This window comes from Cerasibacillus sp. JNUCC 74, from assembly GCF_053667775.1.
On sequence record NZ_CM132207.1, the window covers coordinates 3,311,694 to 3,324,528 of the forward strand.

A 12,835-nucleotide genomic window follows, 5' to 3' on the forward strand; every position below is an offset into this window, starting at 1 on the left:
CCCTCCCTTTCTTACAAATTAGCGAAACCGAATGGATTGGATTTCATTGATTAGTTGATTCAGCTCGTTCACCATCTCATTTATAATCGCTTCCATATCCTCTTGTACCGAGGCATTTTCCAAATCCATATCGGCAAAGTTCTGTTTGATTTCCTTTTGGGCATCTCGCAAATTGTTGATAATTCCCGAATCCCAGCCACCGTACAATAAATTTTGGCAAAACTCGTAATCATATAATTTCATTATCAATCACCTGCTTTTGCTTTTGTTCCATCTCCTGTTGAAGCTTGGTCATATCATGGTGGGAAAATTCAATGGAGTTCATGTCTTTTTCTATTATAAATTCTTGTTTCATCAGAAAAACAAAAGCTTCTTCCATCTCATCCTTATAACCTTTCTGAATCACTCTCTTTATCAATGGAGCCGTAAAGTGAATTTGCGTGCCAGCTTTCATTTCACCGATTGGATAAAGAATGCCGACATACGGAAAATAGCTGGTATAATGCTTTGGAGCTACAAAACGACCGGTGATGACTACTTTAGAAGGGGATGTGGAATGACGATCCGGCTTAAAATAGGCTGGATCTAATTCCACGATCGATCCAAGCGGCAGGACTTCTCTCATGATTTCTAGCGTGTTCGTTAACAGCAGAACAAATACCTCCTCCTCTAGTGAAAATTGCTTATCTGTATATGCAAGAATGCATGAGGTACCATTTTGTTTGTACGAAACCGTACCGCGATCGGACGATACATCAAGAACAGGAAGTTTTTTCTTATATGCTTGATAGAGTTGTTGTAATAGCTTTTCCTCTTGCGAAAAAGATTGAAAAAACTCCCGTACGTGCTGTCTTAATTCCACTTGGGTTTCCTTGATGAATGACTGAGCAATTTGGTCTACCTTCTGTAAAACTAGCCTTTTCCATTGATTTTCAACATTTGCAGTCATCAGTATACTCAACTCACTTTTCTAATTTACTGTTTAGCTTAATTTTTTCTATATTAATAATAATGTTAAATTCATCCATTAACCATACATCCTTTATCCTGGTTTTTAATGAATATTTATAACTATATAAATATTTAATTAGAACTTTTAACCTAAAAATATGTTTTCATTATAATGATGGTAGATGAATGATATACTAAGAAAACCCTAGAAATAAAGTCAAACTTCATTCAGTAGGAGTTTTCTTCCATCTCCTAATGAATGTTAGTACCACAAGGGTATGACCTAAAGGCCCTTGAACGAATCGGGCATTTAGGTGCCGTTTTCTCCCACTTAGCCCTTTTGTATCAACTCAAGGCTCTTGAAGTGGGAGTCTTACGGCACCTTACATACGGGATAAAAACAAGAGTAGTGTTTAGATTCCACATGCTTGAGTATCAAAAAAAATCCCAGAACGGGGCTCCAGTCCGTCCTGGGTTTGCTTTATCATAAATTGATAGGGTAAAAGTTAAAGAACCAGTTTGAAAAGAAATAAAATTACTGATTGGCATACTAGTGTAACGTTAGAATATAACGACTGGTTGAGATGCTCCTAGAATAATTACTGCACCACACATTAAAGATACGGCTATTTTTCTCACATTATCCCTCCTTTACAAATTGATTAGTTTGTTGTAACTGTTACTTACTAATTTATAATATTGAACAGATTCTTTATACTTACCCATTTCCTCTAGCTGAGCTGCCAGCAATTTTGCATAAATCACCAAATTACCATAATCACCTTGTTGCTTCAGGTAAGGTAGAAAGTCATCTGTTAATATACTTTTAAACTTATTTACATCACCATTTAACAAATATTTATATACTTGAATACTGTAATCATATAGTTTGTTATAATACTTGTTTTTTGCTAATTCTAATATATCCTCGGCCTGTCTTAAATACTCTCTTACTTTCGCATACTCCTTAATCGTGAAATATTCTTGAATTAAGTTAACAATCGCGACTAACCTGTGATTATAATCTATTTTTTTACTTTTAGCAGCAATCAAATAATTTTTGATTGCTGCTTCTGAGTTTCCCGTAATCCTGTATAAATATCCAATATTAAGGTCAACTAGTTGAACGACCTCTTCATTGCTATTTAATTCCCCCAAATGCTTTGCTAAATTATAATTTTTCATTGCTCGTTTTAGCATTTTAATTCTTTGATATGATACTCCTAATAAAATATGACAGAGAGCACAGCTAATAAAATCATAGTTCCTCTGAAATACTGCCATTGCTTGCTTTGCATAATCAATTGCTTCTAGTTCTTCCCACAGCTTACTATGCGTTACGGATAATGTATAATGCAAATTAGCGATTTCCGCTTCGTCAATATTTGCTAAGCGAATCTTTTCCTCTGCTGTTTTATAACACTGCATCGCTTGTTGGTGGTCTTCTTTAAGTGAGTAATGGTTGCCTTTAAATTTATACCAATAATAGCTTTGTGTATGATTAAATGAATCAACCATTCCATACAGCTCGTTGATTTTATTGGAAGCCTTTTCAAAATCATGTAAAACGACATAGTAACGAATTTTATGAATCTCGAACATTATTAAATGATTATTTATACTCCGGTCCATCAGCTGTTGTAGTTCTTCATACTTTGCTGTTATTAGTTGCTTATCATACCTGTCAAACAGCAGATCATACCATTCTTTGCACTTCTCTTCAATCTGTGAATCTGCTTTATCCATAAGCTCAATCCCCAAGCGATCACAAAGTAATTGAATGATTTGCGGGCTAGCTTTTGTCTTTTGATTTTCTATTTTAGATAAATAAGATAATGAAACGATACCTTCCGCCAATTCCTCCTGTGTCATATTGCGCTTCGTTCGTTGTAATTTAATAAAAGGACCCATTTCTATCAAACTCTCACCCGCCATCTTCAATTAATACTTTTAGTATATTGCTATTATAACATGATTTCTGATATTTCTTATTGGGAAAATAATTCGCTTTTTTATGTATTATTTCGCAAAAAACAGCTTATTATTTTCTAATTTTCTTGCCAGAGGAAAACTAGTGTTTAACTGGTTAAAATTAACAATTAATCAATATATATAATTGGTACTTTTTAAGTCAAAATTTATAACCTATGAGTAATTGGTTTAATTTCAAGCTAAAACTATAGGTACTGTGAAGCACTTGAGAAACACCTGAAAGTATTTACAACGTCTTTCTGAAAAGAATTATTTCTACGTTGAGGAAAATTAAGAAAAAGTGAATGATCTTTTCTAAGATGAGGACTAATATGGTTGTTGACAATTATTAGACCCTCACAAGCTTCATCAATGAGGATTTACTTCAGTAGCTTTTCTTCATATATTACGAGAGTCTTGAACAACAGCTAGAAGCACTCGGTTAGCGGGTACAAACGGCAGATCTTGACTAGATAAGTGAAACTTCATTTCTTGGAATGCTTTTCCCCAAATGTTAGTGCCACAAGTATGATCTAAAAGTCTCTAAACCAATCGGGCATTATAGATCAAAGGCTAAGTTCGCAACATCCTGTTGCAACTCCTTTGTGATCGACATCCTTGAAAAATTGCGATGTATTGCTAACGTAGCAACTCTGTTCTTGGAAAAGAAGTACTCTTTTTCTTCGTACGATAACGTAGTTTTCCTTGTTCTATCGACTTAAACGAAGCGGGGATTTAGAAGCCGTTATTCTCATAACGATCGCAAAATGATAAGCAGATTTTTCAAATGAGGGAAATACGGCTCCCTGCAATTAGTATAGAGGAAACAGGTCTCTAAAACAGGGGTATGCCGACACCTGAGCAGCAAGCCCGCTTTTAGTCGGCCTTCCTATAGATTTGAGCCAGATGTTGATTTATTGTAGGAGGGAGATCGAGGTTGGCTAGTCACTCGAACGCTTCAGCTAAACGAAGCTACTTTTCAAAAAAGTTATCATATGTACAAACAGATATAGATGTCTAAACAAATCTGTTTAAGAAAATCAGATTAACAATCTGGAGACAGAAATAAGATCAGTACTGAAGTGATTAAGTACAAAAAAAACCCCAGAACGGGGCTCCAATCCGTCCTAGGTACGTTCTATCATAAATTAATAGGGTAAAAAAGTTAAAGAACTAGTTTGAAAAAAATGTATTAAAGTTGGCTGGTAAGATTAGACAAAACTCCAGGCTGATTTGATGCCTTGTCATCATATTGATGATTTGCAAATAAAAGACCACCAATAAGTAGTACACCACATGCTAATGATACTACTACTTTTCTCACACTATCCCTCCTCTATAATTTAATTAAATTGTTATAACTGTTGCTTGCTAGTTTATAATATTGAACAGACTCTTTATACTTCCCTATCTCTTCTAACTTTGCTGCCAGCAATTTTGCGTAGATTGCTAGATTGCCGTAATCGCCTTGCTGTTTCAGATAAGGTATAAAGTCATCTGCTAATACCAATCTAAACTTTTTTACATCGCCATTTAACAAATACATATATACTTGAATAATGTAATTAAAAAATTTGTAGTAATACTTGTTTTTAGCTAATTCCAATATTTCCTCGGCCTGTCGTAAATGCTGTTTTACTTTATCAAAATCACTAATTGTGTAATATTCTTGAATTAAACGAGTAATAGCTGCTAATCTATCTTTGTGTTCTAATTCTTTATTTTCAAGAGCAATTAAGTAATTCTTGATTGCTTCTTCCGAATTGCCCATTGTTGAGTGCATATATCCAAGATTATGATGCGCTAGTTGAACGACATCTTCACTGTGATTTAATTCTCCTAAGTGTTTTGCCAGATTATAATTTTTCAACGCTCTCTCTGGCATCTTAATTCTTTGATACGATATTCCTAATAAGATATGACATTGTGCACAGCGAATAAAATTATAATCCCGTTGAAATACTTCCATTGCCTGCTTCGCATAATCGATAGCCTCTAAGTCTTCCCATAGTTTGCTGTGGGTAACTGAAAATATATAATGCAAATCGGCGATTTCCGCTTCATTAATATTGGCTAGGCGAATCTTTTCCTCTGCTGTTTTATAACAACGCATTGCTTGATGCTGCTCTTCTTTATGTGAGTAATAGTTGCCTTTAAATTTATACCAATAGTAGGCATGTGTATCACTAAATGTGTCTACCATTTCATTCAGCTCATTGATTTTCTGTAATGCTTTTCCATAGTCCCTTAAAACGATATAATAACGAATTTTATGAATTTCGAACAATAGTGTGTTATCATTAATACTTCGATCCATCAGCTGTTGTAATTCTTCATACTTCTCTGTCATAACGCGCTTATCATACCTGTCAAACAACATATCGTACCATTCTTTGCACTTCTCTTCAATCTGTAAGTCAGTCTCATCCGTTAGTTCAATTCCTAATCGGTTGCAAAGTAATTGAATGATTTCCGGGTTTGGCTTTGTCTTTTTATTTTCTATTTTTGATAAATAGGATAAGGAAACGATGCCTTCCGATAATTCACCTTGTGTCATTTTGCGCTTTGTTCGCTGTAATTTAATAAAAGGGCCAATTTCCATAAAGCTCTCACCCACCGTCTACAATTGATACTTGCATGTGCTTAGTGCTATTATAACATAAATTCTGATAATTCATATTGGGAAAATAATCTGATTTTTCATATGGTTCCCCATCAAAAATCGTCATATAACTTTCTTATTTTCCTCTAACAGGAAAATACACATAAATTTGGCTAAAATTGCTAAAAACCTATGATTTATTCATTAGTACTTTTTATGTAAAAATTTGTTTATAATCGGTAAAAAGTTTAATTTCAAACTAAAATTTTAGGCAATGAGATGCAAACATGACATTAACATAATCAAAAAGTTGGGAGAGCAAATTACTATTATGTGCACCTATGAAAACATTAAATATATTTTTTCAGTGCACAAATGGCATTTATTTGACACAACAAGCGCTTTGACTTTTTCTACAGTCATTGGCCACAATTGTTAAGAGACCAATTTCTCTCGTCTACTAAGTTTTAAAATGCTTGAATACTGTGTATAAGCAATGGTTTAAAGATTTAATGTTCGCCCCATTAAACTTATCGCCGTATGATCTTTTATTTATAAACGTACATTAGAAAAACGTGGCTTATCGCCAAGTTTTTATGGCGATAAGCCACGTTTTTATTATACGATAAAGTGAAACTTCATTCCGTGGAATGCTTTTTACACGTAATGTTAGTACCACAAGGGTATGACCTAAAGGCCCTTGAACCAATCGGGCATTTAGGGGCCGTTTTCTCCAACTTAGACTCTTTTGTATCAATTCAGGACTTGAAGTAGGAAACTTACGGCACCTTACATGGATAAAGTCTAAAGTTTTATAACTTTCCTATAGTGCAAAAAAGCCCACAAAGAATGTAAATCATTCCTTTGTGGACTTCATCCTAAAAAGTGATTTCCTTTTAGTCTAATATATGAACAGTTGGCTTCTTAGCATCTGCATCTCGATAAATAAAGCTTTCTAATTTGTCACTGGAAGTTATTTTTACTTCTAAAGCATAGTGATCAGCAAACATTTCCTGGATAAGACCATAGGCATATTGCGTGAAACCAACAACCTCACTTCTACCATAAAATTCGATAGGGATTTCAATTGTCATTTTTTGTAGTTTACCATCTACGTAAAATCCTTGCCCAATAATGCCGACATAATTCGGGAAATACGTTGCTATTTCTTTACCAAAACTATTGACAATTTCTTGATCTTCATAATACTTCTTTTTACCCTCTTCAGAAGGAAATAAAACATATTCCTCATCTATCTTTTTCCAGTCCCCGATGGTAGAACTGCCTTTGGGAATAGTTGTTTTTGCTACGAAATTTCCCGGAACAGGAGATGATTGCGCTTCTTCACGATATATTGCCATCATTACTGGTACTTTTTCAAGTCCTTTAATTTTCCTGACATCCTTAATTATCTTCTGTGCAATTTTATTCGCTTGCTCCATCATCTTCGCTTGAGAAATATTTGTTTCATAAGTAGGACCGCCTGTCTCCGTCTGAAATTGATAATTGGACTTCATTGCAATACCAATTGATATTCCTTGCAAGGAAACCGAGTTATCTTCCTTTTTCACTAGATAATTTTGCTCTAAAATATGTGAAAGATAACGCGGGTTTTTTTCATAATAATCCTTATCTGCCTTTTCTTTTTTCTTAGGATTTAATTTGTCAATCCATTCTATAACTAATTCTTCTGTAATGTATTGTCCTTCTTGAAACAAGTACTTGCTAGGATCATACACATCTTTAGAGTGTCTGCGCAGCCCTTCTTCCATTTCATCAATATCTAGACGATTGGCAACTTGATCAACTATTACTCCTCTTGCTTTTCCCGGTTCAAATGGCAGTATCATTTTATAATTTTCTTCAGAGAGCTGATAGCTGGGGACAATCGCTTGTTTCTCTTTCGAATTAGATTCATTATCTTGGACAACTTTATCTTCATTTACATCAGGTCCGCAACCCGCTAGCAATAAAAGTGCACCGATTATCCATATACTAAGCTTTTTCACGATTCCACACCCTCATCTTTCAATGCTTGCTGAAACTGGTTTTCATCCCAAACGAGAATATCCAGCTGTTTCGCCTTCGTTAATTTTGAACCAGCATCCTCACCAGCTATAACAAGATCTGTCTTTTTGCTTACACTTCCGGTTACTGTACCGCCAAGTTGTTCAATTAATTCCTTTGCCTCAGAGCGAGTGTAATTGTCCATTTTTCCAGTCAGCACAATCGTCTTTTCATTAAAAATGCTTCCTTTTTCCAATTCTGTTGGCTTTGCACCTAAATAAGACATATTAATTCCCAGTTCTTTTAATTCTTGGATTAAGTCAATAACCTTTTGCTCCTGAAAGTATTGAACAATAGAATCTGCTATTTTTTCACCTATTTCATCTACTTCCAGCAAATCCTCGTATGTTGCTTGTTGCAAATTATCCATCGTCTCAAATTCCATGGCTAACGTTTTAGCTGCTTTTGCCCCCACAAAGCGAATTCCTAATCCAAATAATAAACGCTCTAGTGAATTGGCTTTGGATGCTTCAATAGCCTGTAGTAGGTTTGTTACTGATTTTTCGCCCATTCGCTCGAGTTTCAATAACTCTTCTTTTTCTAATCGGTATATATCAGCGATTGTCTTCACCAAATTAGCTTGAAATAGTTGGTTAATCACCTTTTCACCCAAGCCGTCAATATTCATCGCATTTCTGGAAACAAAGTGAATCAGCCCTTCTTTTACTTGTGCAGGGCAATTCGTATTAATACAACGTAAGGCTACCTCTTCTTCTAAATGAACAAGCTCACTGCCACAAGCCGGACATTCTTTCGGCATGTGGAACTCTTTTTCCTCACCAGTACGATCTTCGACTAATACACGGACGACTTTGGGAATAATATCACCGGCTTTTTTAATGACAACTGTATCACCAATTCGAATATCCTGCTCGCGAATTAAATCTTCATTGTGCAGGGAAGCTCGTTGTACCGTTGTTCCAGCAACTTTTACTGGATTTAAAATAGCTGTTGGCGTAATTACTCCAGTCCTTCCAACACTTAATTCAATATCAGTTAGCTTTGTAATTGCCTCTTCAGCTGGAAATTTATAAGCGATTGCCCATCTTGGACTTTTAGCCGTATAACCAAGTTCTTCCTGTTGCTTGAGATCATCTACTTTAATGACGATACCATCAATTTCATAGTCTAAATGAGGACGTTCCTTTGTCCAATAATCTACATATTCCATAACTTCTTCTACCGTATTACATTTTTTCCATTCCGGATTGGTCTTTAATCCTAATTCTTTTAGTCTCACTAAGCGCTCACTATGCTTTGTTAATTTGCTGTTGTTCCATTCGCCTACACCATACAAAAAGATATCTAGATTGCGTTTAGCAGCAATCTTTGGGTCCAATTGCCGTAAAGAACCGGCAGCTGCATTACGCGGATTAGCAAATAATGGTTCTTCGTTAACTTCTCTTTCTTTGTTTAAAGCTAAAAAAGAGCGGTGCGGCATATAGGCTTCTCCACGAATTTCTAATGTCTCTTTTTCTTTAATAACTAAAGGAATGCTGCGAATGGTTCGTAAATTACTTGTTATATCCTCACCTACATATCCATCGCCTCGTGTTGCGCCTCGGACAAATTTTCCATTTTCATAGGTTAATGATACGGCTAAACCATCAATTTTTAATTCACATACAAAGCTAATCGGCTCTTTAATTCCTTGACTTGCACGACGAACAAAGTCACGAATATCCTGTTCATTAAAAGCATTGGCTAAGCTGAGCATTGGGATCTTATGCTCCACTTTTTGAAACGCATCAAGCGGTTCTCCACCTACTCGTTGTGTCGGGGAGTCTGGATGTACAAGATCTGGATATGCTTCTTCCAACTTTCGCAGTTCTTGCATTTTTTGGTCATAGATAGCATCTTCTACTGATGGTTGATCAAGTACATGATACTCGTAATTATACTGGTTTAATTCTTCTGTTAGTTGCTCCATCTTCTGTTTTGCTTGTTGTTTATCCACCCAAGTACCTCCCTTATTCCTTCGTGATCGGTGCAAATTTTGCTAGTACGCGTTTAATTCCAATTGGTGCTGGAAATGCAATATCAAGCTCCATAGCTTCGCCTTCTCCCTGAACCTTTACAACTGTACCAACGCCCCATTTTTTGTGATTAGCCTTATCTCCAGGTGACCACATTTGCTGTTCAGCCCCAGTTGTTTTTTGAATGCGTTCTGCTTTTCGCTTCGGTGCAAGTTTATCCGGATTTTGTCTTAGATTACTACCAAACATCGCTGTTCTAACTGATTCAATCCCTTCCATCAATTCTTCAGGGATTTCATGGATGAAACGACTAATCGGATTCATATTTGTACGACCAAATAAGGTCCTCATTTTAGCATTCGTGAGATATAATTCTTTTTCAGCACGTGTAATACCAACATAAGCCAGTCTGCGTTCTTCTTCCATTTCTTCTTCATCTAGCATAGAACGGCTATGTGGAAATACGTTTTCTTCCATACCGATTAGGAAAACAACTGGAAATTCCAATCCTTTCGCTGCGTGCAATGTCATTAATGTAATTTTATCTTCATCCACTGTGTCCGATTCATCCATTTGGTCGATATCTGCGATTAACGCTAAATCCGTAAGAAAAGCGATCAGTGTTTTATCTTCACTTGACGCTTCAAAGTCTTTCGTAACCGTCATAAATTCTTCTAAGTTTTCTAATCTGCTATGTGCTTCAATGGATCGTTCATTTTTTAACATCGTTTCATAGCCAGTCTGTTTTAACACTGCTTCAACCATATCCGTTGCTGTTAAAAACGCTTGCTGTTTTGATAATGTGCGAATTAGTTCGGTGAATTCCACTAAGGCATTAGCTGCTTTTTTAGGAACACCTGTAAAGTCAATCTCTTTTACAGCTTCATTAAAAGAGATATCATGTAATGCCGCATATTCACGGAGTCGCTCTATTGATGTTTTTCCAATCCCGCGTTTTGGAACATTGACCACTCGCTCAAAGCTTAAATCATCATTAGGATTAGCAATTAAACGGAGGTAAGCGACCATATCTTTAATTTCCTTCCGTTCATAGAATTTTGTTCCACCAACCATTTGATACGGTATATTTGATTTTACAAGCGTATCTTCAATGGCACGTGATTGTGCATTTGTCCGATATAATATCGCCACATCACTAAGAGAATATCCTTCTTCTTTTGTTAACTGCTGAATTTTTTCCGTAACAAATAATGCTTCTTCCTGTTCTGTCGCACCTTGAAAATAATGAATGTGTTTTCCGTCGGGATTTTCCGTCCATAGGTTCTTCGGTTTCCGGCCGCTATTATTAGCAATCACATGGTTAGCAGCTTTAAGAATGCATTTCGTTGACCGATAGTTTTGCTCTAGAAAAATGGTTCGAGAAGATGGATAATCCTTTTCAAAGGTAAGGATATTCGTGATATCTGCTCCACGCCAGCGATAGATAGACTGGTCGGAATCACCGACAACACATAGATTTTGGTAACGGCTTGCCAGCATTTTAACAAGCGCATATTGAGCATGATTCGTATCTTGATACTCATCAACATGAATATACTGAAAACGGCGCTGATAATACTCTAATACCTCTGGTACACGTTTAAACAGATGAATGGTTTGCATAATTAAATCATCGAAGTCAAGCGAATGGTTTTTTACAAGCATCTTTTGATATGCTTCATAAATTTGTCCAACCTGTCTCTCATAGAAATTACCAACTTGCTTGTTATAAACTTCTGGGGTAATAAGTTCGTTTTTCGCTGCACTGATTTGGCCGAGCATTGCTCTTGGGTCAAATTTTTTCGGGTCAATATTGAGGTTTTTTAATATTTGCTTGATAACAGATAGTTGATCACTACTATCCAAAATTGTAAAATTGCTATTATAACCAATCCGATCAATATCTCTGCGTAAAATTCGTACACACATCGAGTGAAACGTAGATACCCACATGTACTCACTTTCTGCTCCAACTAACCTGCTTACCCGATTTTTCATCTCACGAGCAGCTTTATTTGTAAACGTAATTGCTAAAATATTGCGTGCTGCCACTCCTTTTTCTGCTAGTAAATAGGCAATTCTATGTGTCAATACACGTGTTTTTCCACTTCCTGCTCCTGCCATAATTAATAATGGTCCTTCTGTATGGATGACAGCTTCTCTTTGCTGCTCGTTTAATCCTCTTAGTAAGGATTCCTTTGTCTGACTCATCCTAACACCGCCTATCTAAATACTATCTTTTACTACTTTTACTGTTTTTAAAGCGTTCTTTATATCTGTATAAATACTATTACCTACTACGATAACATCTGCATATTCTTTCATTTCTTTAGCTTGGTCTATTGTCTCAATTCCTCCACCATAAAACAATAAGGAATGCTCCAATTGAGTTTTTACTTTTTTCACAAGCTCTGGATCTCCGTATGTCCCACTGTATTCCAAATAAAATATTGGTAAGTGAAATACCTTATCTACCATAAACGCATAGGCAATAACATCTTCCTCATCTGGTAAATAACAATTCGTATGGATAAATGCTTTTGCATTGCTATTCAATATACAGTATCCTTCAAACAGAATTTCACTATAATCCATCATGTCCACATATTCCTTAATAGCCTGATGCTGCATATCCATCATCCATTTTTTATCTTTAGAGTTAAGCACCATTGGAATATAGTAATAGTCAAATCCTGGTGTGATCGCCTCCATAGAAGAAATTTCTAAAACACAAGGTACTGGATATCGACGAATACGGGATAACAAGTCTAACACACCATCTAATGTTATATTATCTGTCCCACCAACTATAATAGCATCCGTTCCAGATTCACACACCATCTCCAAATGTTCATCTGATATCTCCTTGGCAGGATCAAGCTTAAATACGTGTTTCCAATCCTTCATTAATTTATCCAATATGAAATCCTCCATTATGATTATTCCGTTAGTTTATTATACCAAAAATTATAGAGGGAATTTAGAAATAAGTAAGATGAAAATGATTTGACTTCAATGATATTTCTAAGTACAAGTCAAGTTCAAAGAATAAGTCACTAGTGGTGCACTATAAGACTATGGTTTTTCCACTTCATGTCTAAACGTAGAACAAAAGCTTGAAGCGTTACTACGTACAAACGTCAGAATTTCTGACAAGATTATGTGAACCTTATTCGAGGAGTGCTTTCCTGTTTCTTGAATAAAAATAAAAACGCCACCAAAAAGGCGACGGCAAAATCTATTAGCAGATGTAACTTCCTGATATTCA

At 35.7% G+C, this 12,835-nt stretch carries 9 protein-coding genes; all 9 read right to left on the reverse strand.

Features of this window, described 5'->3' with window-relative positions; genetic code table 11:
* Window positions 1-18: 18 nt before the first annotated feature.
* Window positions 19-243, reverse strand: coding sequence for a hypothetical protein (locus tag JNUCC74_RS14780; RefSeq protein ID WP_077318194.1), 225 nt, complete (start codon window positions 241-243; stop codon window positions 19-21).
* Window positions 230-949, reverse strand: a complete 720-nt coding sequence (locus JNUCC74_RS14785; RefSeq protein WP_454065937.1) for a DUF4176 domain-containing protein — start codon at window positions 947-949, stop codon at window positions 230-232. The genes JNUCC74_RS14780 and JNUCC74_RS14785 overlap by 14 nt, the downstream gene beginning before the upstream one ends.
* Window positions 950-1,602: 653 nt before the next feature.
* Entirely contained in the window at window positions 1,603-2,862 is a 1,260-nt protein-coding gene (locus JNUCC74_RS14790; RefSeq protein WP_454067906.1) for a helix-turn-helix domain-containing protein, read from the reverse strand.
* A 1,252-nt stretch (window positions 2,863-4,114) separates the two neighbouring features.
* Window positions 4,115-4,246: a hypothetical protein gene (locus JNUCC74_RS14795; protein ID WP_281250247.1), complete on the reverse strand. Its 132-nt coding sequence runs from the start codon at window positions 4,244-4,246 to the stop codon at window positions 4,115-4,117.
* 12 nt (window positions 4,247-4,258) lie between these two features.
* On the reverse strand, window positions 4,259-5,524 hold the full coding sequence (locus tag JNUCC74_RS14800; RefSeq protein ID WP_454065938.1) for a helix-turn-helix domain-containing protein: 1,266 nt from the start codon (window positions 5,522-5,524) through the stop codon (window positions 4,259-4,261).
* Between the two features lie 896 nt (window positions 5,525-6,420).
* Window positions 6,421-7,533: a CamS family sex pheromone protein gene (locus JNUCC74_RS14805; protein ID WP_454065939.1), complete on the reverse strand. Its 1,113-nt coding sequence runs from the start codon at window positions 7,531-7,533 to the stop codon at window positions 6,421-6,423.
* Window positions 7,530-9,521, reverse strand: coding sequence for an NAD-dependent DNA ligase LigA (ligA, locus tag JNUCC74_RS14810; RefSeq protein ID WP_454067907.1), 1,992 nt, complete (start codon window positions 9,519-9,521; stop codon window positions 7,530-7,532). The genes JNUCC74_RS14805 and ligA overlap by 4 nt, the downstream gene beginning before the upstream one ends.
* Window positions 9,522-9,561: 40 nt before the next feature.
* Complete coding sequence (gene pcrA / locus JNUCC74_RS14815) at window positions 9,562-11,778, reverse strand: DNA helicase PcrA (protein ID WP_454065940.1); 2,217 nt, start codon at window positions 11,776-11,778, stop codon at window positions 9,562-9,564.
* Between the two features lie 15 nt (window positions 11,779-11,793).
* Window positions 11,794-12,474, reverse strand: coding sequence for a heptaprenylglyceryl phosphate synthase (locus JNUCC74_RS14820; protein WP_454067908.1), 681 nt, complete (start codon window positions 12,472-12,474; stop codon window positions 11,794-11,796).
* Window positions 12,475-12,835 lie beyond the last annotated feature (361 nt).

Bases quoted from the DNA above. Each gene is read 5' to 3' on its own strand.
- JNUCC74_RS14780 (WP_077318194.1), bottom strand. From the start codon at position 243: ATGAAATTATATGATTACGAGTTTTGCCAAAATTTATTGTACGGTGGC.
- JNUCC74_RS14785 (WP_454065937.1), bottom strand. From the start codon at position 949: ATGACTGCAAATGTTGAAAATCAATGGAAAAGGCTAGTTTTACAGAAG.
- JNUCC74_RS14790 (WP_454067906.1), bottom strand. From the start codon at position 2,862: ATGGGTCCTTTTATTAAATTACAACGAACGAAGCGCAATATGACACAG.
- JNUCC74_RS14800 (WP_454065938.1), bottom strand. From the start codon at position 5,524: ATGGAAATTGGCCCTTTTATTAAATTACAGCGAACAAAGCGCAAAATG.
- ligA (WP_454067907.1), bottom strand. From the start codon at position 9,521: ATGGAGCAACTAACAGAAGAATTAAACCAGTATAATTACGAGTATCAT.
- pcrA (WP_454065940.1), bottom strand. From the start codon at position 11,778: ATGAGTCAGACAAAGGAATCCTTACTAAGAGGATTAAACGAGCAGCAA.
- JNUCC74_RS14820 (WP_454067908.1), bottom strand. From the start codon at position 12,474: ATGAAGGATTGGAAACACGTATTTAAGCTTGATCCTGCCAAGGAGATA.